We start from the raw sequence: 21,802 nt of genomic DNA, 5'->3' as shown, positions 1-21,802 counted from the left end.
CTCGATAATATGCGCCCCGTTCACACGATTCCTCTGTAGTTCAGTCGGTAGAACGGCGGACTGTTAATCCGTATGTCACTGGTTCGAGTCCAGTCAGAGGAGCCAAATTTAAAAAGCCTGCTTTTAAAGCAGGCTTTTTGCTTTTCTGCGCAAGGTAAACGCAAAACGGCAACCTTGTTGCCGTTTTTAGTGTTTGCTCCCTCTCCCGTGGGAGAGGGATGGGGTGAGGGCACCAGGCCGCACGAAATTACACGCGAATCGGTGCCGTTGCCTCAACCAGCCACGGGCGTGCATCGCTTTCCACCAGTGGTGAGAGGGTCTCGCGGACCTGCTGGTGATACTCATCCAGCCACTGTTTTTCCTGCTCGCTCAACAGATGCAACTCAACCTGGCTTAAGTCGATAGGGATGAGCGTCAGCGAAGAGAATTTGCAGAATCCTGGGCGGCTTTCAACAATCTCTACCTGGTTCTCAATACGAATACCGTGGCTATCGCCGAGATAGTAGCCTGGTTCGATAGTCATGATATTGCCCGCAACCAGCGGCCACGGGTTGACCTTTTTGGCGATACGATGCGGGTTCTCGTGGATCAGCAACTGATGCCCCACGCCGTGCCCCGTACCGTGATCGTAATCCAGCCCCATCTCCCATAGCGGGCGACGCGCAAACGCATCCAGCTGATGCCCCTGAGTCCCGGAAGGGAACTGCAGGGTAATAAGCGACAGGAAGCCTCTCAGCACGGCAGTGTAGTGCAGGCGCTGCTGCGGGGCGACCTTACCCCATGCCAGCGTGCGCGTGGCATCGGTGGTGCCGTTAACATACTGACCGCCGGAATCATTCAGGTAAAAATGGTCATGCCCGATGGGCTTGTTGCTGGCTTCGCTCGAATGATAGTGGCACATCGCCGCATTGCTGGATGAGGCGGAGATAGTCGCAAAGCTTTGTTCAATAAAACCAGGCTGCTGCTTGCGGAACGCAAGCTGCTGCGCCTGAACCTCCAGCTCGGTCAGGGGTTGTCCCGCAGCCTCACGCTGCGGCACCTCACGGCTCAGCCACGCCAGGAAGTTCACCCATGCGGCACCGTCCTGGTGATGGCATTCGCGATAACCTGCCAGTTCTACCGGGTTTTTGGTGGCCTTCATCAGGGTAATGGGATCGGTTTGCCAGACAATTTCCCCCTGTGGCTCAATGGCAAAGCGCAGGGCTACCGGCGCGGAACCGGCATCCATCATCACCCGTTTGCCTTCGGCATTCTGCTGACAGCGCGCGATAAAGGCGTCCTGAGGTGCAATGGTGAAAGCATTGCGCACTGCGTCCGGAAGGGCGCTGAGCTTAGTGTTGTCAACAAACCACTCAACGTTCCCGTCCCGGCCCAGAAGGGCAAAGGAGAGGGGAACCGGGCTGTATGGGATATCCGAACCGCGCACGTTTAACAACCAGGCGATGTTGTCCGGCAGGGTAACGGCCAGATAATCGGCGTTGTTTGCAGCCAGCACTGCGGCGATGCGCTGACGCTTGTCGGCACTGCTTTCGCCACTCATCTCGATCGGCATTTCACGGATAAGCCCCGCCGGAGCCGCAGGGCGATCGGTCCAGAGCACGTCGAACGGAGAGGCACTCAGAGGGACCAGCTTGCACGGTGTAGCAGAGAGTTGCTCAAACTCCGTATTGGTCATCAGCAGCGCTTCAAAGCCGATACGTGTACCCGCCTCAACGTTTGCGGATAACCATTCTGCCAGCGGCTCGTTGTGCAGATGATGGATCTCAACCTCATCCGTATTCACCTGAACGCGGGCCTGAACCTGATAGCGGCCATCAACGAACAGCAACGCTTTGTTTTTCAGTACCAGGGCCAGACCAGCAGAGCCGTCAAAACCTGTCAGCCAGGCCAGCTTTTCGTCGTAAGGCGCGCAGTATTCGCTCTGCCAGGCATCCGCGCGCGGGACGATCATCCCGTCGAGATTGTTTTCCTGTAGCCACTGACGCAGGGCTGCTAACGGTGATGTAGAGTACATTTTTTTTCCTTATTGTTATTAGCGGAATGGCGGCTCGTTGAAGGTACGTAGCTTGCGGGAATGAAGCTTGTCACCTTCGGCTCTCAGCAAATCAATGGCACGAATACCAATTTGCAGATGTTCGGATATTGCCCCTTCATAAAAACGGTTGGCCTGGCCGGGCAGCTTAATTTCACCATGCAGCGGTTTATCAGAAACGCACAGCAGCGTGCCGTAAGGGACGCGGAAGCGATACCCTTGTGCGGCAATGGTGGCGCTCTCCATATCAATCGCCACCGCGCGGCTGAGGTTGAAGCGCAGCGCAGAGGCGGAGTAACGCAGCTCCCAGTTGCGGTCATCCGTCGTGACGACCGTACCGGTGCGCAGGCGCTGTTTAACCTCTTCACCCGGCATGCCGCTGACCTCTTTGGTAGCGTCATACAGCGCGCGCTGTACTTCGGCGATGCTTGGAATAGGGATATCTGGCGGAAGAACGGCATCAAGTACATGGTCATCACGCAGATAGGCGTGAGCCAGCACGTAGTCGCCAATCAGCTGGCTTTCACGCAGCCCGCCGCAGTGTCCAATCATCAGCCAGACGTCAGGACGCAATACCGCAAGATGATCGCAGATGGTTTTGGCATTAGACGGGCCAACGCCGATGTTAATCAACGTGATCCCCAGCCCGTCGGCGGTGATCAGGTGCCAGGCGGGCATCTGGTGTTTTTTCCACGCCAGGTCGGAGATGGCCTGCTCGGGGGCTTCGGTTTCTGCGGTGATCCAGATCCCACCCGCGCAGGAGAGCGCGATGTAAGGACTCTCCGGGTCGAGGATCTGGCTGCAGCCCCAGCGCACAAACTCGTCGACATAGCGGGTGTAGTTGGTAAACAGCACAAATGGCTGGAAATGTTCAGCGGGCGTACCCGTGTAGTGGCGCAGGCGCGCCAGGGAGAAGTCGACGCGGCGAGCATCAAAGTGCGACAGAGGAGCGTACTCCGCCGGATGGAAGATGCCGTCAGCCGTCTCATCGCCAATCTGGGAAAGCTCTGTCGTCGGAAAATGGCGGGTCAGACCCGCGCTCATGGAGCGGTCAAGGGTTAACGCTGAACCGTCAATGACATAAGGATAGGGGATTTCATGTTGCGATGGCTCAACGGCGATATGCGCGCCGTAATCCTGATACAGCAGCGTGAGTTGCTCTTCAAGATAGGGGCGGAACAGTGCAGGGCGGGTGACGGTGGTGCTATAGCAGCCGGAGTGGGTAAAACGGGCGTAGGCGCGGGTTTTCGGGGTATTACTGGCGCTACCGTCCCAGGTCACAGAGAGCGATGGATAAACAAAAAGGCCCTCGGTTCTGGCCTTTTCATCGGGAAGTTTCCCTGTTTCGATGTATTCGCTGATGGCGCTGCGCAGCGCGTTGACGGACTGTTCATACAGTGCGTCGAGTTTTTCCAGCGCCTGAGCCGGGGTCAGGCTGGAGCCCTTATTATTCATCTCTGTCTCCTTGTTCCACAGGTGTGCGACTCTACCCGATAGTATGTCACACGCCTGTGAAACAAAAGTGAGATCAGCGGTGGCTCGTCTCTTTCATAAACAGGGCTGTGGCGGCGGACAGCAGGCAACCGGCCAGCAGATAAATCGCCACGCTGTGCCAGTTCCCGCCGGAGAAGGTCACCAGCGCGGCGGCAATAAACGGCGTAAACCCGCCACCGACCACGCTTGCCACCTGATATCCCACGCCTGCACCACTGTAGCGGTAGCTGGCGCCAAACAGCTCGGTAAACATCGGCTGCTGGACACAGACCACCATATCGTGAGCGATGTTCGCGAGCATGATGGCAAAGAAGACAATCCAGAAGATCGACTGCGCTTCCAGCGCCATAAAGAATGGCCAGGCGCTGAGGGTGCCGATCAGCGCCCCGGTGATGTAGACGCGACGGCGACCAAACCGGTCTGCCAGCCAGGCGAAGCAGGGGATCGTCAGGCAGCTGATCCCACCAACCACCAGACCGATATTCAGGAACAATTCACGCGGCAGTCCGAGGTTCTGCGTCGAGTAATTCAGTGCAAATGCGGTGACGATATACATCGTCAGCAATTCACACAGGCGCAGGGCGATGATTTTCAGAAAAGCGCCAGGATGCTGAGCCAGGGCTTCCATCACTGGCAACCGCGTTTTGACGGCGGTTTTTTCGCGCTGCTGCTGTTCGAATTCAGCGGACTCTTCCATTCCATTACGGATCCACAGGGCAGCAATCACCAGTACGATGCTGAAGATAAACGGAATGCGCCAGCCCCAGCTCAGGAACTGTTCGTCGGTGGTGAGCTGACTGATTAAGGATACCAGCCCGGTAGAAAGCAGCAGACCCACGCCATACCCGACCTGCACACCGCTGCTGTAAAACGCTTTCTTATTTTTCGGCGCACTCTCAACGGATAGCAGCGCCGCGCCACCCCATTCGCCACCCACGGCAAATCCCTGAATAGCGCGTAGCGTCACCAGCAGCACCGGTGCCCACCAGCCAATAGTGGTAAACGAGGGGAGAATGCCAATCAGCGCGGTGGCGAGCCCCATCATCCAGACGGTAAGCATTAACATGCGCTTGCGCCCGAGACGGTCACCAAAATGGCCGAAAATCACACCGCCTAACGGTCGAAACAGAAAACCGACACCGAAGGTGGCAAACGCCGCGAGCGTGCCCATCGCGGGGCTAATCTGCGGGAAGAATTCACGGTTAAACACCAGTGCGGCGGTGATGCCGTAGAGCAGAAAATCATACCAGTCGACGACGGCGCCAGCGAAGCTACCCAAAGCGGCACGGCGGGCGCGGTTCAGCGAAGGGGTCTCCTCGTTGGGGCGATCGGAGATGAGGGTGGAGTCCATAGTAGTCCTGTCTGTACTGATTTTTAATTATTGGTATAAGAAAAGGTCACTCACATAGCAGCCGTCATATAAACGGAACCTATGAGACTACCGCGACAGAACGCTGGAGAAAACGTTTTTATCTTTCCGGAAGGTGCAGAATAAATAAATTTCATCGACACCTGCTACAACATAAATCAGGCTGTTTGGCTCTGGTTCGCACTCAATGGTTTACAGTTATAGAGACCGCTGCGTGACGGAAGCTGAGGGATTAACGATGCAACGCACTTTTCTGACATTCTGGATTGTCCTGTCTTTATTCATGGCACCGCTCCATGCTGAACCCAAAGTCTATGGCGAACAGCGTCTGGGCGGCTGGTGGAATGCGCTGACGGATGATATTTCGCAAACCTGGGAGCAGCCTCAACGCTACGATCTCTACCTGCCGTTTCTGAGCTGGCACGCGCGCTTTATGTACGACAAAGAAAAAACGGACAAATACAATGAAATGCCGTGGGGCGGCGGGCTGGGCGTCTCCCGCTACAACGAAGAGGGCAACTGGAGCGCGCTTTTCGCAATGATGTTCAAAGACTCGCACAACGAATGGCAGCCCGCGATGGGCTATGGCTGGGAGAAGGGCTGGTATCTGGATAATGCCAAAGACTTCCGGCTTGGGCTTGGTGCCGCTGCGGGGATTACGGCGCGCGATGATTTTGCGAACTATGTGCCCCTGCCGTTTATCTTCCCGCTGTTCTCTGCTGGCTATAAGCGCGTTACCGTCCAGTTCACCTATATTCCCGGGACCTATAACAACGGTAACGTGCTCTTTGCCTGGTTGCGCTTGGGTTTTTAAAGGGTGATCACTTTTTTTGCTACGGCATTTGAAAGCACCAGCATGGAGAACAGAACCGAGGTGACGAAAGTGAGCACGATCAGGGTCAGCTTCATACCGAGAGACGTCACCGGGAAAAGCGCCGTCAACAGGTGAAATACCGAGTAGTGCACAATGTATACGCCGGTCATCGTTTTACTGATGGCGGCCAGAATGGACTCTTTGAATTCTGCATTGCGGCGAAAGCGTACGCCGTTCGCCGCGATCACCAGCGCAATGATCAGAATGTAGATTTGCGAGCCGGTGAGAATAAAGGCGTTTCTGTCAGCCTTGAACAGGGCAAAAAAGAAGTGGCGCTCGTAAAACCAGGTGAAGAGATAAATAAACGGGATGGCGATAACCGCGGCCCTGACCACATTCCTGCGGCTTATCCACTCGGCGATGCTGGGATCGCAGAAAAGCTGCCCCGTCAGGTAAAACAGTAACCACGTCCACAGGCGGTACTGTGGCGAAAGGGAAAAGACGTGGACGTCCGGATAGAGCGCTGAAAGCAAATCATACCCGTAGGAGAAGATCAGCAGGCAGGCAATCACGCCGCAAAACAGCGCGCGCCGCTGGCTGAGCCACTCCACCGCCGGGTGGAAAGTGTAAATCACGACAAACGCAAACACGAACCACGGCTGGATTAAATATCCGCGCTGATACGGTTCCCACAGGTAGTAGATCGTTATCCAGAACAGAAAGACAATCACCAGGCTTTTAATCTTGCTCAACTGCCAGCGGGTGCCGTGCCGGGACTGGCCGTCGAGATAGCCCGCGACCACAAAAAACAGCGGCGTGGCGATGGTCGAGATAAAGGTTAAAAACCCCAGGATCCAGTGATAGTCATAATCATAATGATCCCAGGTATTGTAGATGGTGAAGAAGGTGACCGCCGTCATACAGCCCAGCGTCTTGATAATGTTCAGGCCTGTCGCATTCATTGTTGTTCCGCTTTGTCCTTACGATGGAAGCACGCATAAATCACGGGAAGTACCAGCAGCGTCAGGATTGTCGCAAACCCAAGTCCGAACATAATCACAACGGCCATGCTCTGGAAGAAAACATCCAGCAGCAGCGGCGCCAGCCCCAGAACGGTGGTGAACGCGGTGAGCAAGATAGGGCGCAGGCGCGAGGTGGCGGCGTAAACGATCGCCTCGTGCTGTTCTTTATGCGCTTTCTGCTGCTCGATCTCTTCCACCAGCACAATGCCGTTACGGATCAGCATCCCGCTCAGGCTCAGCAGTCCAATCAGCGCCATAAAGCCGAACGGAATTCCGGTTACCAGGAATCCCGGCGTGACGCCAATCAGCGCCAGCGGCACGGTCAGCCAGATGGCCACGGCGTTTTTCACCGAGCTGAACATCAGAACCGTAATGACAAACATCACCAGGAACCCGATTGGCAGCGTGGTGAAGAGCCCCTGCTGTGCTTCGCTGGAGTTTTCAGCATCGCCTCCCCACTCGATGCTGTAGCCATGGGGCAGGGCAAGGGCGTCAATGTGTGGTTTCACCCGGGCGAGAATGTCGCCTGACGTTTGCTGGCTAAGCGGGTCGGGATCGGTCTGAACCGTCAGCACCCGCGAGCGGTCGCGTCGCAGAATAAGCGGATCTTCCCACTCCAGCGAAAAGCGGCTGACGACGTTACTCAGCGGGATATACTGCTGTCGGGTCTGGCTCCAGACCAGCACGTTGTTCAGGTGATTGGCGTCCAGCCGTTCGCTTTCCGGCGGGCGCACCACGACGGGAAGCAGATCGCTCCCTTCGCGATACAGCCCCGCACGACTGCCGGAGAAATTCATCTCCAGCGCGTTGTCGACGTCCTGTTTATCCACGCCAAGTTCGCGTCCCAGCGCGGCGACATATTGAGGACGGATCACCTTGCTGCGGTTTTGCCAGTCGTTTCTGACGCTACCTGTGGCCGGATCGCGTGCCAGAATGTCATCCACCTGGCTGGCAATCAGACGTAGTCTGTCAGGATCGGGGCCCTTGATGCGCACCTCTATGGCGCTGTCGCCGGAAGGGCCAAACATCACGCGTTTGGTGCTGGCGTTGACCTGCGGGTAGTTCCGGGCGATGTACTCGTCGACGTAGCGCGTCAGTGCGGAGATGTTGCGCTGGTCATCCATGCGCACCATGATCTGCGCGTAGTTGCTGTACTGCCGCTGTCCGCTGTAGGTCAAAATAAACCGCATACTGCCCTGGCCAATGGTTGAAACGGTGGTTTCTACGCCAGGCTGGCCGTTAATGGTTTTCTCAATATCGCTGGTCATTTTCTCGGTCCATTTGATATCGGTGCCGTAGGGTAACCAGAGGTCGACAAAGAAAATCGGCGTATTGGACGACGGGAAAAAGTTTTGCCGCACCGCGCCAAACCCCCAGACAGACGCGGCCAGCAGGGCGGCCATCACTACCAGCGTCGGTGCCTTATAGTGCAGCAGCGTGTTAAGCAGGCGCTGGTAGAGGCGGTACAGACGTTTGTCGTAAGGATCTGACTCGTCGGCGTTGTCCGGCGCGCTGTCGTTTTTAAACAACCACCACTTAATCAGCACCGGCGTGATGGTGAGCGCCGAGAACCAGCTCAGCATCAGGGAAATCAGCAGTACCTGGAACAGGGATTTACAGTATTCCCCGGTTGAATCCTGCGACAGCCCGATAGGCGCAAACGCCAGGATGGCGATCACCGTCGCCCCCAGCAGCGGCAGGGCGGAGCGACGGATGATGTAGTTAATGGCGGTCAACAGCGAGGAGCCCTGCTGCCTCGTAATCAGCACTCCTTCAACAATCACGATGGCGTTATCCACCAGCATACTGAGGGCGATAATCAGCGCGCCAAGCGAGATGCGCTGCAGTTCAATGCCCCACAGATACATGATCAGCAGCGTGCCGAGCACGTTGAGTGCGAGGGAAAAGGCGATGATAATCCCGCTGCGCACGCCCATAAAGATCAATAGCACGCCGATGACAATCGCCAGCGCCATCAGGAAGTTAATGATAAAACCGTTAACCGAGTGGCCCACTTCGGCGGCCTGATCGTAAAACAGATTTATGTGTATTCCCGCCGGCTTTTCCGCCGACATCTGTTTTAGCTTTGCTTCCAGGGCGTGACCCACGTCAATCACATTCACGCCAGGGATAAACGAGACGCCCATGGTAACGGCTTTTCTGCCGTTGGCATGATAGATACTGGCAGGTGACTCGTTCAGCCCGCGCGACAGCGTGGCGATATCCCGCAGACGCGTCGCTGCCCCGGTACCGGACGGCGTAATAATCAGGTCCGCCAGCTCGTCAAGATTTTCGAACTCACCGGTCGGATGCAGGCGGATCGACTCCGCGCCGGAGGTAATCTCCCCGGCGCTGGACACCACATTAAGGCGACTCAGCAGGGCGGAAAGCTGGCTAAGCGTAATACCGCGCGAGGCCATTTTGGTCAGGGAAATATCAATATTGACCTGCTGGCTAATGGCCCCACCAATTGCGACCTTCGCGACGCCGGGGACCAGAATTAATTCGCGACGCAGCTGCTCAGCGTAACGCACCAGCTCCGGGTTGCTGAATTCGTCTCCGGAAATTGCGAAGAAAAAGCCGAACACGTCGCCGAAATCGTCATTCACGAAGGGCGTGACGACGCCGGGCGGGAACTGGCGTGAGGCATCGCCCACGCGGCGGCGCAGTTCGTCCCAGATCTGCGGCAGTTCGTTCGAATGATAGCGTGAGGCAATGTTCACGGTGATCTGCGACAGGCCGTTTGAAGAGATGGAGCTGACATTGTCCAGATAAGGCAGCTGCTGGAGGGCATTCTCCAGCGGCAGCGTAACCTCCTCTTCAACCTGCTGAGCAGAGGCGCCGGGATAGTGGGTGATGACCACGGCAGTTTTGATCGTAAACGCGGGATCTTCCAGCCTGCCGATATTCAACAGGGCGAAAATGCCCCCGACGCCCAGCAGCAGGATCGTCAGCCAGACACGAATGGGGTTATTGATGAATTGACGAGAGATATCCATTACAGTCCCCGTTCACGCGTCCAGATGCGAACCGGCTGGTTAGCATGGAGCTCTCCTACGCCAGCGGCCACCACGCGTTCGCCTGCCTTAAGGCCGCTGGTAATTACCACGCCCTCTGTGGTCACTTGCCCCACGCTGACCTTGCGATCTTCCAGGTGGAGCGTGTCGCCTTCCCCGGCCACAACCCAGACGTGAGGTTCATTGCGCGGGCTGTTGTCCGGGTTAAAGACCGCCTCAACCGGCACAACCAGCGCCTGAGCGCCTGCGCCAGCCGGAAGGTTGGTTAGATTGATGGTAACCGTACCGCTTACACCTCCCACGACGGGAAAATCGTCCGGGCGGGGCATGGTTAAAATCACCTGCCAGGTCAGCGTATTGCTGTCGCTGCTGCCCGAGTGTTCTTTGTAGACGGCGGTAAATTCACGATCCGGAATGGCGTTAATTCTCACCACGGGGCGATACTGCGCGTTACGGATATCAAAGGTGTTGAACAGGTTCTCAGGAATACTAAACACCACGTCCAACAGGTCGGTGCGGGTCAGGGTTGCAATCGGTTGACCGGCAGACACCACCTGATGGTTTCGAACGTGTACGCTGGCCGCCGTCCCGCTGAAGGGGGCGACGAGCGTCATCTGATTAAGCTCTTCACGGGCTATTTGCAGCGCTGCATTCGCCGAATCGCGGTTCGCGCGCTGTACGTCCATTTCTGCTTTCGAGACAGCCTGGCGTCCCGCCAGCGTCTGGAAGCGTTCGAACTGCCGCTGGGCGAGTGTCGCTGCGGTTTGTCTGTCGTTTACCCGCTGCTGGGTTTCACGGGCGTTCAGCCTGGCGAGCTGCTGCCCTTGCTTAATGGCTGCACCCTGACGTATATCGAGCGCCTCGATTTGACCTCCTCGCTTGAAGGAGAGGTCTGTTGCATCACCCGATTCAATACGTGCGGGAAAAACACGCTGCTGGGCGTGAGCGGGGATAGTTACCTCCGCCACTTTAACCATTCGCGGCAGGGGTGCGGCTTGCTCGGGTTTCGGGTCGCACGCCGTGAGCGTTAGGATAACGAACGGTAAAATGAGGTAGCGGTTCACTGTATTCCCCTAATAAATAATTGTTTTATTTCTTCCGTAGCAAGGGCAGGGGGTGACACTATTCTGCCAGAACAGTGACAACCATATAGGTGAATAGCCCAATTGCCGTGCTGGCAATAATGGCAAGTGCAATAAACAAACCAAGACGGAAAAGGCTTAAACCGTACATTCATTCCTCCATGCGCTGTATAGAGCGTCTTTCTAAGAGCATAGTTGGAGAAAAGATAAATGTTAAATAACCAATATCAGTGGGTAAGCGTTAAACCTGATATTCCTGTGCTACGTTTAATATCATTCATCTTTTTTTCCCGTAACTGGCATTAAGGGTAACTCCCTGCATTTAATGCATTTTATTGCTTCACTCACTACTGTGTTGGTTATAAAAAGGATGCTCGATATGTACAAAAATATTCTGGTTCCGGTGGATGTTTACGAGACTAGCCTGGCTGATAAAGCCCTTCAGCATGCACAGTTCCTGGCACAAAGCGCATCGGGTGACATTCATCTGCTGCACGTCATGCCTAAGTTTTCTGCCGAACTGACGCGTGGTTTTATTTCAGATGCGCGCAAGATGGATGAATATATGATTAATAATTCTAAAGAAAAACTGTCTGACCTGGTCAAAAAACTCAATTTGCCAGAAGAACGTGTTCACCTCCATGTTCGTAGCGGAAATGTTCGTGATGAGGTTATTAAGCTGGCGGATGAACTTGCTGCCGGGGCAATTATTGTCGGCTCTCGAAATCCCAATATTCAAACCCATCTCCTGGGGTCAGAGGCGGCAAGTATTGTGCGTTACGCACATGTTCCTGTTTTCGTTATTCGTTAATTGCATGAAAGCAAGGTGATTTCTGAAAAGAACCTGAGGAAGGAACGATGAAAACAGAAAAACCTGAACGTCCTTATTATCAACAAACCGTTGACGACACCCTGGCGAATATCAACTCCACTGCGGAGGGGCTGAGCAGCAGTGAGGCATCGGTCCGACTCCAGCAGTATGGTGAAAATGCGTTACCACAAAAAAAAGGCAAACCCGCCTGGCTGCGCTTCCTGGCCCATTTTAACGATGTGCTGATTTACGTTCTGCTGGTGGCTGCACTACTCAAGCTCTTTATGGGCCAGTGGGTCGATATGTTTGTCATCCTCGGGGTTGCCATCGTTAACGCACTGATTGGTCACATTCAGGAGAGCAATGCTGAGAAATCGCTGCAAAGTATTCGCAATATGCTCTCCAGCGAAGCCGTGGTGGTTCGACAAGGTAATCATGAAACGATCCCTACCACGACGCTGGTTCCGGGCGACATCGTGGTGATCCGCGCCGGGGATCGTATTCCTGCGGATTTGCGTGTGATTGAAGCGCATAACCTTCGCGTGGAGGAGGCCATTCTGACCGGTGAATCCACCGTTGTAGAGAAAAACAGCGATGTATTAAGCGGGGAATTGCCTTTAGGTGACCGGTATAATCTGCTTTATTCAGGTACTACCGTCAGCTCCGGCGGTGGAAAAGGCGTGGTGGTGGCAACCGGGGGCGAAACCGAGCTTGGACACATCAATCAGATGATGTCTGATATCGAAAAACACCGCACGCCGCTGATGGTGCAGATGGATAAGCTCGGTAAGACTATCTTCATCACTATCCTGGTGATGATGGTGGCGCTGTTTGTCTTCAGTCTGCTGTTCCGCGATATGCCGGTTTCCGAGCTGGTGTTGTCGCTCATCAGCCTCGCCGTTGCTGCGGTGCCGGAAGGCCTGCCGGCGATCATTTCCATCATCCTTTCGCTTGGCGTACAGGCTATGGCGCGCCGCAAGGCCATCATCCGTAAGCTGCCTACGGTGGAAACGCTGGGCGCGATGACGGTCATCTGCTCGGATAAAACCGGCACCCTGACGATGAATGAAATGACGGTCAAAGCGGTGATTACCGCTGACACAACCTATCGCGTGGAGGGAGACAGCTACGAACCGGTGGGGAACATTCACCCCGTAGACGACCCGACGCCCGTCAGCGTGGTGCAGGGTTCGTTACTGGAACGCTACCTGCGCACCATCGACCTCTGTAATGACAGCCAGTTGATCAAAGACGAGCAGGGGCTGTGGAAAATCACCGGGGGGCCGACCGAGGGTGCACTGAAGGTGCTGGCGGCGAAAATTCAGCTCCCGCCGCTCGATACCGAAATGCGCAGTAAAATCCCGTTTGATTCGCAATATAAATACATGTCCACGCTTTACCGTCTGGACGATGAAGAAGTGATTCTGATTACCGGTGCGCCGGACGTGCTGTTCCGCCTCTGTCAGTACCAGCAGACGAATGACGGAATGCAACCGTTCGATCTGCCTTACTGGGAAGGGAAGATTGAAGAATATGCCCGTGAGGGGCTGCGCATGGTGGCTGCGGCCTGGAAACCCGCCCGCGACGGTCAACGAGAGCTGGATCATCCGGACCTGCAGGATGGAGTGATCCTGCTCGGGATTGCCGGAATGATGGATCCGCCGCGTCCGGAGGCCATTACCGCGATTGCCGACTGCCTGCAGGCGGGGATCCGCGTGAAGATGATCACCGGCGACCACCCGCAAACGGCGATGAGTATTGGGCAAATGTTGGGTATTGGTAACGCTGCAAGCGCTATCACCGGACGTGAGCTGGAGGCGATGGACGATCGTCAACTGAGCGATGCCGCGCAGCAGTACGATATTTTTGCGCGAACCAGCCCGGAGGATAAATTCCGCCTTGTGCAGGCCCTGCAAAGTAAACAGGAAGTGGTGGGCATGACCGGGGATGGCGTCAATGATGCCCCGGCGCTCAAGCGGGCGGATGTGGGTATTGCCATGGGGATTAAAGGCACGGAAGTCACCAAGGAAGCCGCCGACATGGTGTTAACGGATGACAACTTTGCCACCATTGCCCGCGCGGTACATGAGGGACGGCGGGTTTACGATAACCTGAAAAAAACCATTCTGTTCGTTATCCCCAGCAACATCGCACAGGCCCTACTGATCATCATCGCGCTGCTGGCGGGGAACCTGATCCCTCTGACACCGGTCCTGATCCTGTGGATGAACATGGCAACATCGGCGACGCTCTCTTTTGGGCTGGCGTTCGAGGCGGGCGAGAAAGACATCATGAACCGACCGCCTCGCAAGGCGAATCTGCATGTGATGGACGGCTATGCCATCTGGCGCGTGGTATTTGTCGGCCTGATGATTGCCATCAGCGCCTTCATCCTGGAGGCCTGGCTGCAACCGCGTGGCTACTCGGCGGAATTTATCCGTACCGTGCTGCTGCAAACCCTGGTGACGGCGCAGTGGTTTTACATGCTCAACTGCCGCGTGAATGATGGTTTCTCGTTGAGCAAAGGTCTGCTGGCAAATAAAGGGATTTGGATCGTGAGTGGTGTGCTGCTGGCGCTTCAGCTCCTCATTATCTACGCACCTTTCATGCAGATGCTGTTTGGCACAGAAGCGCTGCCGTTCCGCTACTGGGTCATCACCTTGCTGATTGGTTTTGTGATGTTCCTTATTGTTGAAGCGGAAAAAGTTCTGACACGCAAGTGGCGCAAAACTGAGGCGTAATAGCGTAAACTGAGAAAGCCTGCTTACGTTCAGGCTTTCTCTATTTTCGGGCTCAGGACACTATGATTCGACTTGCCTCGTTCGTTCTCACGCTTTGTGCCGCTGTTCCCGGCGCGTTTGCCGTGACCTATACCTTGCCACCCGAAGGCAGCCGTCTTGTGGGTGCTCCGATAACCATCACTGTTCCACAGGGTAACACGTTGCCCCTTGAAGCCTTTGCCGCGCAGTACGGACTGGGGCTGAGTAATATGCTGGAGGCCAACCCTGGCGTGGATCCTTTTCTCCCCAAATCAGGTACGACATTAACGATCCCTCAGCAGCTGATTTTGCCTGATACTGTCCGCGAAGGAATTGTGGTGAATGTGGCAGAAATGCGTCTCTATTACTATCCGCCGGGCGGCAACACCGTTGAGGTGCTGCCCATCGGCATCGGTCAGGCCGGGCGTGAAACACCGCGTAACTGGGTGACGGCCGTTGAGCGTAAGCAGGTGGGGCCGACCTGGTCGCCTACGCCGAATACGCGCCGTGCCTATGCGGCTGAAGGTAAAACACTGCCTGCGTTTGTCCCTGCCGGGCCAGATAACCCAATGGGGCTGTATGCGATCTATATCGGCAGGCTGTATGCCATTCACGGCACAAATTCGAATTTCGGTATCGGACTGCGTGTCAGTCAGGGCTGTATTCGTCTGCGTAATCACGACATCAAATACCTTTTCGATCATGTTCCTGTCGGAACACGAGTGCAGCTTATCGATCGACCCGTTAAAGTCACCACGGAGCCAGACGGTAGCCGCTGGGTGGAAGTGCATGAACCATTATCACGTAACCGTGCGGAATTTGAATCGACCCGAAAAGTGCCTCTGCCAATTTCAGCCGCGCAGCGGACGCAGTTGATTAACGAGGGCGCAGGAACTGAACTTGAACGGCGCTCGGGGATGCCGGTTAAGCTTGGCATGTGAAGCCCTTTTCGCCCCCGGCAATTTGCCCTGGCGCAGAAAAGCAAAAAGCCTGCTTTAAAAGCAGGCTTTTCAAATTTGGCTCCTCTGACTGGACTCGAACCAGTGACATACGGATTAACAGTCCGCCGTTCTACCGACTGAACTACAGAGGAATCGTGTGAACGGGGCGCATAGTATCGACGTCAGCCGAGCTTGTCAAAGGGTGGATCAACACCTTTTGATCGTTTGCCGACAAAATCGGCAAAGTGATGTTTTTGACAGCGGAATGCACCGTAATGGTGCGGTTATACCTCTAATGGGGCAGATCATAAACTGCTGTTTCAGTAATAAATGCCCCCTCCATGATTAGGTTTCCTTATTTTCAGCCGCTTAGCAACAAATCAGACCTCTTCGAAAAACTGGCATTCATATTGCAAAACCTGTTCAACAACGACAGCCGGTTACGGCACAGCATTTCGAACAGGGGGCAAAATGAACTTAAGACGACTGAAATACTTCGTAAAAATCGTCGATATCGGCAGCCTGACTCAAGCGGCAGAAGTGCTGCATATCGCGCAGCCTGCGCTGAGCCAGCAGGTGGCTACTCTGGAAGGCGAGATGGATCAGCAGCTGTTGATCCGCACCAAACGCGGCGTTACGCCAACGGAAGCAGGTAAGATCCTTTATACCCACGCACGCACCATCCTCCGCCAGTGTGAACAAGCGCAGCTGGCGGTGAATAATGTCGGTCAGACCCTGAGCGGGCACGTCTCCATCGGTTTAGCACCGGGAACGGCCGCATCGTCTATTACCATGCCGCTGCTGCAGGCCGTGCGCGCCGAGCTGCCGGAAGTGCTGGTGTACCTTCACGAGAACAGCGGTTCCGTGCTCAATGACAAGCTGCTCAACGGCCAGCTGGATATGGCGGTGCTTTACGATCGTTCCCCGGTTGCCGGGATCACCAGTCAGCCATTGCTGAAAGAAGATCTTTACCTCGTGGGTACTCGCGACTGCCCGGGGCAGAGCGTAGACCTGACCGCCGTGGCTGAGATGAATCTCTATCTGCCGCGCGACTACAGCGCCGTGCGCGTGCGCGTGGATGAAGCATTTTCTCTGCGCCGCCTGACGGCAAAAATCATCGGCGAAATCGACTCTATCTCCACGCTGACCGCAGCTATCGCTAGCGGAATGGGAGTGACGGTTCTGCCGGAATCCGCTGCACGCTCGCTGTGCAGTGCGGCAAATGGCTGGATGGCGCGAATCACAACGCCGTCTATGAGCTTACCTTTGTCGCTGAACATGTCCGCACGCGGTTCGCTGTCACCGCAGGCGCAGGCGGTAAAAGAGATTTTGATGTCGCTGGTCAGCAAGCCTTCGCTGGAGAACCGTGAACTGCAGCTCGTGAGTTAATATTCCATAAAAGAATAAGATGCTGGTTTTTATTATTTGTTCTGCAGCTCAGCTGACTCTAACAATAGAGCTATGTCAGATGCGCCGGAGTGAATCGTGAATTTCCAGCAACTTAAAATTATCCGTGAGGCGGCCAGGCGGGACTTTAACCTGACCGAAGTCGCCAATATGCTTTATACCTCTCAGTCCGGCGTGAGCCGCCATATCCGCGAGCTGGAAGAGGAGCTGGGTATAGAGATTTTTATCCGTCGTGGTAAGCGACTGCTTGGCATGACGGAGCCTGGCAAGGCATTGCTCACCATCGCGGAGCGGATCCTCAACGAGGCCAGCAACGTTCGTCGTCTGGCGGATCTCTTTACCAATGATGCCTCGGGCGTACTCACCATCGCCACCACCCACACACAGGCTCGCTACAGCCTGCCGCCGGTGATTAAAGCGTTCCGCGAACTTTTCCCTGATGTCCGTCTGGAGCTTATCCAGGGCACGCCGCAGGAAATTGAAGTGCTGCTGCAAAACGGGGGAGCGGATATCGGTATTGCCAGCGAACGCCTGAGCAACGACCCGCTGCTGGTGGCGTTCCCGTGGTTCCGCTGGTACCACAGTTTATTACTTCCCATTGATCATCCGTTGAATCAGGTATCCCCCCTGACGCTGGAAGCCATCGCTAAGTGGCCACTGATTACTTACCGCCAGGGCATTACCGGGCGCTCGCGCATTGATGAGGCCTTCAACCGCAAAGGGTTAACGCCGGACGTGGTGCTGAGCGCGCAGGATTCTGATGTGATTAAAACCTACGTCGAACTGGGTCTGGGTATTGGTCTGGTGGCGGAACAGTCCAGTGGAGAACGTGAAGACGGGAACCTGGTACGTCTTGATACGCGTCATCTGTTTGACGCCAACACCGTATGGCTTGGCCTGAAACGCGGGCAGCTGCAGCGCAACTATGTATGGCGTTTTCTCGAGCTGTGCAATGCCGGGCTATCCGTTGATGAGATCAAGCGCCAGGTGATGGAACCAGAAGAAGTGGCGATTGATTATCAGATTTAAGTGCTGGCTTGCCCGGTAGCGCTGCGCTGACCGAATCAGGGGGGAGGGATGTCGTCACTTGTTGTAAGTAATGGCGACATGCTGCCGCATCAATTCAACGATCCAATCAATAAAAACGCGCAGTCTGGCGTTGACATGGCGGTTAGGCGGAAATGCCAGGTACAGGGGCATTGGATTAATACGCCAGTCTTCAAATAGCGGAATCAAAGAGCCAGCAGTCTGATGCGCTGCCGCCATATAGACGGGGAGCGCAATCACGCCTAATCCCGCGAGCCCAGCTTCGAGGTAGGCGTTGCCATCATCAACTGCAAGCACATAGCTTCCCGTGATTTCAATATGTTCACTCTCACAGCGCAGTACCAGAGGATCAATCTTACCGGTGCGTGAGGACAAGAATCCCACTATGCGATGGCCCGTGTTTTCCAGCTCTCGCGGATGCGCTGGGGCGCCGAGGCGTTCCACATAGCTTGGCGCGACGTAAACACCGATTTGCAAATCGCCGACGTGGCGTGCGATCAGGGACTGGTCGTTGATTTCGCCACCGCGCAGGACGCAATCCACGTTGTCGCCGATCAGATCCACCACCCGGTCGCTCACGCCCATGTCGAACTTGATATCAGGGTATCGCGCGTGAAAAGCCGGTAGCGCGGGCACCAGCACCAGGCGGGCGAGAGGAGTGGGCACATCTATCCGTAGCCGTCCCCTGGGCGTCATCGCCGAACTGGACAGGCTGTTTTCAGCATCTTCCATATCCGCCAGCAGACGGATGACGCGCTCGTAGTAGACCACGCCATCAGGAGTCACACCGAGCCTGCGGGTGGTGCGATGGAGCAGCTTAACGCGCAGGCGCGCTTCAAGCTGCTGAATAAGCTGCGTCACCGTGGTTTTGCTCATATGAAGCGTTTGGGCAGCCTTTGTGAAACTGCCTGCCTCCACCACGCGAGCAAAGGCGCGCATCGCATCGAAACGGTCCATCCCTTGTCCTCTCTTTTCACCGATTGTTTGGATATTACAAACAATGTTGGACAAAGTCGCTTGTTTATCCGCCCGATCCTGCACCTGTAAAGTGTCTTTATGTTCACCGGGCAGATTTCGCCCCATTACAAAGGTACAAACATGACAACACGCGAAGCCGTTTTTCCCTTCGGACGCCAGGCGCTCTACGAGCGTAATCGCTATTCACCGGCCATCAAATCCAACGGTTTTCTGTTTGTTTCGGGGCAGGTTGGTAGCCGGGAGGATGGTTCGCCAGAAGAGGATCTGGAAGCTCAGATCCGGCTGGCATTCGATAACCTTAATGCTGTTCTTACGGCTGCGGGCTGCACGTTCGCTGACGTGGTCGATGTTACCCTCTTTGTCGTCGATCCCGAGTCAAACCTCGACGCTATCTGGAGTATCCTGCCAGAATATTGGGGAGAAGCGCCTTACCCTACGTTGACCGGGATCGGCGTGACGTGGCTGTACGGATTCCAGTTTGAGATTAAGGTGATTGCCAGGCTGGATGCGATTCTGAGTTAACATCAGAGACGAAGAAAAGCAAAAAGCCTGCTTTAAAAGCAGGCTTTTCAAATTTGGCTCCTCTGACTGGACTCGAACCAGTGACATACGGATTAACAGTCCGCCGTTCTACCGACTGAACTACAGAGGAATCGTGTGAACGAGGCGCATAGTAGCGACCTCAGTACGCCTTGTCAAAGGGTGAAAACGCACTTTTCGTTCGTTTGCCGACAATTTCAGCAAATCGCTGATTTTATAGTAAATTTGCTTCGAAATTACACAGCAAAATGCGCCGCCCGCAGGCGGCGCGCGGTATTAGAACAGTACGGAGTAGTTCAGACCAAACGTGCGTCCACGGCCCTTGTAGGTATAAAGGCCCGGTGCACCGTAGGTTGGGCTATACAGCCCCGGCGCGCGCTGGCCCCAGGCGGTGGTGTAGTCTTTGTCCAGCAGGTTTTCCACGCTGAAGCTGACTTTACCCACCGGCAGGGCGTAGCTACCCAGGAAGTCGACCGTGTTATAGCCATCAATCTTCTTACCGTCGGAGTCAGAGACGTCAAAGGTCTGCGTGCTCTGTACTCGCAAGGTCCAGTCGCCTGGCGCCCAGTTGACCCATGCGCTGGCTTTCGACGGGCTGGCGCTGTCAACCGTCAGCTTCTCCCATTTCCCATTTTCACGGGTTTCAGACTTGATGGCGTTAAAGTTCGCGCCCGTGCTCCAGTCGCTGTCGGTGAAGAAATAGTCCACCTGACCTTCCACCCCGTAGATACGACGTTTGTCATCTTCGAGGTTAATGGTCATGTCCGTCTTGTTGATGGTGATGGTTTTATCCGAGAGCGAGTAGTAGGCCGCGACCTGCGTGCGCAGGTTATCGCCGGTGTAGCGCCAGCCCAGCTCGTAAGCGTTAACCTTGATACCGTCCAGTTTTGAGTCGTTCACGTTCACGCTGTTCAGCAGGCGATAGTGACCATTGCTGAGCTGATAGGTGCCGGAACCGTAGTACTTCGCCAGGTCAGGAATTTCAAAACCTTGCGAGAAGTTAAACCACACCTGCTGCTGCTCGGTCAGGCGACCGAGGATCCCGGCGTTAAACAGGAAATTGTTGTAATCGGTTTTCCCGCCCGGCACCGCGTCTGCGGAGGTGGCTTTGCCAGTGGCGATAGCCTGCTGCTGCGCGTAACCCACAAAGTCATCTACTTTGTTTTCGGTGTACTGGTAACGCACGCCGCCACTCAGGGTGATGGCGTCAATATCGTAGCTGGCCTGCAGGAACGGGGCGAGGTTGGTGATGCTGTAACCCGGGTAACGACCTACGTTATACGCGTTGTCCAGCTCCATGCCGCCACTCGCCGCGGCTTTGCTCAGGTTGAAGAACTGCTGGTTGGCATCGAAGGTTTCGTGGTCGGCGTCGACACCCCAGGTAAGGTTCAAATCATCCACTGGCTTGCTGTTCAGCGTCAGCTTACCGCCGTAAAAATCGGTTTTCTGCTGAGAGGCGCCGATACTGGTCACCACACCTTTGGTCAGGGTCGGGAACGGATAATAGGTCAGGCTCTCGTCACGATAGTAAATCTGCGCAACCAGATCCTGACCCAGGAAATCGGTATTGGAGTACTGCAGGTTTATCAGATGGCGTTCGGTACCCGGCACGCGGTCAGAGTCGAGATTCCCTTTGTTGTACGCGTTAGCATCTCCCGTTACCGCTGAGAAGTTCTTCCCGAGGTACAGCCCATGCTTACCGTCTGACTCACTTTTGTAGTACTGCGTCGTCAGCTGCAATTGCTGGTGATCGTCGATGTTGATGGTGCCGGTCCCCATCACATCAATACGGTCTGAATACTGTAAGCCGGTCTGGGTGTTATCAATGATCACCTCGTTGCCTTTGCCGTCGTACCAGCCACCGTAGCGCTGATAGGAGACCGACAGGCGACCGGAAGCATTGTCGTTGCCGCCGCTGACGGCTGCCGACACGTTTTCATCGTGGTCGTTATGGCTGTTAAAGCCACTTTTTGTTCCGGTCTGGAACTCAACTTCAGTCTCTGGCTGGCCTTTTTTGGTGACGATATTCACCAGACCGCCGGTACTGCCGCCGCCGTAGAGCGATGTGGCACCGGAGATCACTTCAATACGGTCGATGTTGAACGGATCGATGGAGTCCAGTTGTCGGCTGTCACTACGGGACGAGTTCAGGCGCACACCGTCGACCATGACCATCATCGAACGGCCGCGCAGGTTCATTCCGTAGTTGGTACGCCCCTGGCTACTGACGTCCATACCCGGGATCAGCTGTGCCAGTACCTCTTTAATCTCTTTTCCGCCCTGAACCTGCTGCTCAATTTCAGCCCGCTCAATGACCCAGGTGGTCTGCGCCATCTCCGCCACGCTGCGATGCGCACGGCTGGCGGAGACAACGATATTTTCTTCCTTTTGTTCTTCCGCCCACGCAGAGGTAGAAAGCATTGCAAGCAAACAAGGATTTAAAACCCAAAGATGAGAACGTTTCATTGTTATGTCGATCCTGATTGTGT

The 21,802-nt window shown here is 55.3% G+C and carries 15 protein-coding genes and 3 tRNA genes; 8 read left to right on the top strand and 10 right to left on the bottom strand.

Annotated elements, in window-relative coordinates:
* Positions 1–29 precede the first annotated feature (29 nt).
* A tRNA-Asn gene (locus ACJ9Y9_RS15275) sits at positions 30–105 on the top strand.
* 142 nt (positions 106–247) lie between these two features.
* On the opposite strand, the gene ACJ9Y9_RS15270 is transcribed toward ACJ9Y9_RS15275, so the two are convergent.
* From ACJ9Y9_RS15270 to shiA, 3 genes are all read right to left on the bottom strand, one after another.
* Complete coding sequence (locus ACJ9Y9_RS15270; protein WP_028019635.1) at positions 248–2,014, bottom strand: aminopeptidase P family protein; 1,767 nt, start codon at positions 2,012–2,014, stop codon at positions 248–250.
* Positions 2,015–2,032: 18 nt separating this feature from the next.
* Positions 2,033–3,487, bottom strand: coding sequence for an AMP nucleosidase (locus tag ACJ9Y9_RS15265; protein WP_028019634.1), 1,455 nt, complete (start codon positions 3,485–3,487; stop codon positions 2,033–2,035).
* 73 nt (positions 3,488–3,560) lie between these two features.
* Entirely contained in the window at positions 3,561–4,877 is a 1,317-nt protein-coding gene (gene shiA / locus ACJ9Y9_RS15260; protein WP_028019633.1) for a shikimate transporter, read from the bottom strand.
* Between the two features lie 256 nt (positions 4,878–5,133).
* Here shiA and pagP point away from each other — a divergent pair, with 256 nt between their 5' ends.
* Positions 5,134–5,709 (top strand): lipid IV(A) palmitoyltransferase PagP, encoded by a 576-nt coding sequence (gene pagP, locus ACJ9Y9_RS15255; RefSeq protein WP_028019632.1) that lies wholly within the window; start codon positions 5,134–5,136, stop codon positions 5,707–5,709.
* On the opposite strand, the gene ACJ9Y9_RS15250 is transcribed toward pagP, so the two are convergent.
* Genes ACJ9Y9_RS15250 through ACJ9Y9_RS15240 form a run of 3 tightly spaced genes read right to left on the bottom strand, consistent with a single transcriptional unit; the run spans position 5,706 to position 10,812 of the window.
* Positions 5,706–6,671, bottom strand: coding sequence for an acyltransferase (locus ACJ9Y9_RS15250; protein WP_032667039.1), 966 nt, complete (start codon positions 6,669–6,671; stop codon positions 5,706–5,708). The genes pagP and ACJ9Y9_RS15250 overlap by 4 nt on opposite strands.
* Positions 6,668–9,730 (bottom strand): efflux RND transporter permease subunit, encoded by a 3,063-nt coding sequence (locus tag ACJ9Y9_RS15245; RefSeq protein WP_028019630.1) that lies wholly within the window; start codon positions 9,728–9,730, stop codon positions 6,668–6,670. Before ACJ9Y9_RS15245 ends, ACJ9Y9_RS15250 begins: the two co-directional genes overlap by 4 nt.
* Positions 9,730–10,812 carry an efflux RND transporter periplasmic adaptor subunit gene (locus ACJ9Y9_RS15240; RefSeq protein ID WP_028019629.1) on the bottom strand — a complete coding sequence of 361 codons (1,083 nt, stop codon included), beginning with the start codon at positions 10,810–10,812 and terminating at the stop codon, positions 9,730–9,732. The genes ACJ9Y9_RS15245 and ACJ9Y9_RS15240 overlap by 1 nt, the downstream gene beginning before the upstream one ends.
* 397 nt (positions 10,813–11,209) lie before the next feature.
* Between ACJ9Y9_RS15240 and ACJ9Y9_RS15235 the strand changes: the two genes are divergently transcribed.
* From ACJ9Y9_RS15235 to ldtA, 3 genes are all read left to right on the top strand, one after another.
* The gene (locus tag ACJ9Y9_RS15235; protein ID WP_028019628.1) at positions 11,210–11,641 is read left to right on the top strand and encodes a universal stress protein; all 432 of its coding nucleotides are present in this window, start codon (positions 11,210–11,212) and stop codon (positions 11,639–11,641) included.
* A gap of 47 nt (positions 11,642–11,688) precedes the next feature.
* Positions 11,689–14,382 (top strand): cation-transporting P-type ATPase, encoded by a 2,694-nt coding sequence (locus ACJ9Y9_RS15230; RefSeq protein WP_028019627.1) that lies wholly within the window; start codon positions 11,689–11,691, stop codon positions 14,380–14,382.
* Between the two features lie 62 nt (positions 14,383–14,444).
* Entirely contained in the window at positions 14,445–15,341 is an 897-nt protein-coding gene (gene ldtA, locus ACJ9Y9_RS15225) for a L,D-transpeptidase (RefSeq protein ID WP_028019626.1), read from the top strand.
* 76 nt (positions 15,342–15,417) lie between these two features.
* Here the strand turns inward: ldtA and ACJ9Y9_RS15220 are convergent.
* Positions 15,418–15,493: transfer RNA gene (locus ACJ9Y9_RS15220), tRNA-Asn, on the bottom strand.
* A 319-nt stretch (positions 15,494–15,812) separates the two neighbouring features.
* Between ACJ9Y9_RS15220 and nac the strand changes: the two genes are divergently transcribed.
* The gene (gene nac / locus ACJ9Y9_RS15215) at positions 15,813–16,730 is read left to right on the top strand and encodes a nitrogen assimilation transcriptional regulator NAC (protein WP_008499475.1); all 918 of its coding nucleotides are present in this window, start codon (positions 15,813–15,815) and stop codon (positions 16,728–16,730) included.
* Positions 16,731–16,826: 96 nt separating this feature from the next.
* Complete coding sequence (gene cbl, locus ACJ9Y9_RS15210; protein ID WP_028019625.1) at positions 16,827–17,777, top strand: HTH-type transcriptional regulator Cbl; 951 nt, start codon at positions 16,827–16,829, stop codon at positions 17,775–17,777.
* 54 nt (positions 17,778–17,831) lie between these two features.
* Here cbl and ACJ9Y9_RS15205 read toward each other — a convergent pair whose 3' ends face one another.
* Positions 17,832–18,752: a LysR family transcriptional regulator gene (locus ACJ9Y9_RS15205; protein ID WP_028019624.1), complete on the bottom strand. Its 921-nt coding sequence runs from the start codon at positions 18,750–18,752 to the stop codon at positions 17,832–17,834.
* Between the two features lie 141 nt (positions 18,753–18,893).
* Here ACJ9Y9_RS15205 and ACJ9Y9_RS15200 point away from each other — a divergent pair, with 141 nt between their 5' ends.
* Entirely contained in the window at positions 18,894–19,295 is a 402-nt protein-coding gene (locus tag ACJ9Y9_RS15200; protein WP_028019623.1) for a RidA family protein, read from the top strand.
* Between the two features lie 54 nt (positions 19,296–19,349).
* Here the strand turns inward: ACJ9Y9_RS15200 and ACJ9Y9_RS15195 are convergent.
* Positions 19,350–19,425, bottom strand: a tRNA-Asn gene (locus tag ACJ9Y9_RS15195).
* 164 nt (positions 19,426–19,589) lie between these two features.
* Positions 19,590–21,779, bottom strand: coding sequence for a TonB-dependent siderophore receptor (locus tag ACJ9Y9_RS15190; RefSeq protein ID WP_049006657.1), 2,190 nt, complete (start codon positions 21,777–21,779; stop codon positions 19,590–19,592).
* Between the last annotated feature and the right edge of the window lie 23 nt (positions 21,780–21,802).

Source organism: Enterobacter sp. CPE_E1241, from assembly GCF_045618265.1.
Taxonomy (GTDB): Bacteria; Pseudomonadota; Gammaproteobacteria; order Enterobacterales; family Enterobacteriaceae; genus Enterobacter; species Enterobacter adelaidei.
The sequence above is the reverse complement of the archived record's forward strand: the minus strand, read 5'-3'. Positions and strand labels throughout refer to the sequence as shown.

Excerpts from the sequence above, each read along its gene's own strand:
- ACJ9Y9_RS15270 (WP_028019635.1), bottom strand. The coding sequence starts at position 2,014 with ATGTACTCTACATCACCGTTAGCAGCCCTGCGTCAGTGGCTACAGGAA.
- ACJ9Y9_RS15265 (WP_028019634.1), bottom strand. The coding sequence starts at position 3,487 with ATGAATAATAAGGGCTCCAGCCTGACCCCGGCTCAGGCGCTGGAAAAA.
- shiA (WP_028019633.1), bottom strand. The coding sequence starts at position 4,877 with ATGGACTCCACCCTCATCTCCGATCGCCCCAACGAGGAGACCCCTTCG.
- pagP (WP_028019632.1), top strand. The coding sequence starts at position 5,134 with ATGCAACGCACTTTTCTGACATTCTGGATTGTCCTGTCTTTATTCATG.
- ACJ9Y9_RS15250 (WP_032667039.1), bottom strand. The coding sequence starts at position 6,671 with ATGAATGCGACAGGCCTGAACATTATCAAGACGCTGGGCTGTATGACG.
- ACJ9Y9_RS15245 (WP_028019630.1), bottom strand. The coding sequence starts at position 9,730 with ATGGATATCTCTCGTCAATTCATCAATAACCCCATTCGTGTCTGGCTG.
- ACJ9Y9_RS15235 (WP_028019628.1), top strand. The coding sequence starts at position 11,210 with ATGTACAAAAATATTCTGGTTCCGGTGGATGTTTACGAGACTAGCCTG.
- ACJ9Y9_RS15230 (WP_028019627.1), top strand. The coding sequence starts at position 11,689 with ATGAAAACAGAAAAACCTGAACGTCCTTATTATCAACAAACCGTTGAC.
- ldtA (WP_028019626.1), top strand. The coding sequence starts at position 14,445 with ATGATTCGACTTGCCTCGTTCGTTCTCACGCTTTGTGCCGCTGTTCCC.
- nac (WP_008499475.1), top strand. The coding sequence starts at position 15,813 with ATGAACTTAAGACGACTGAAATACTTCGTAAAAATCGTCGATATCGGC.
- ACJ9Y9_RS15205 (WP_028019624.1), bottom strand. The coding sequence starts at position 18,752 with ATGGACCGTTTCGATGCGATGCGCGCCTTTGCTCGCGTGGTGGAGGCA.
- ACJ9Y9_RS15200 (WP_028019623.1), top strand. The coding sequence starts at position 18,894 with ATGACAACACGCGAAGCCGTTTTTCCCTTCGGACGCCAGGCGCTCTAC.
- ACJ9Y9_RS15190 (WP_049006657.1), bottom strand. The coding sequence starts at position 21,779 with ATGAAACGTTCTCATCTTTGGGTTTTAAATCCTTGTTTGCTTGCAATG.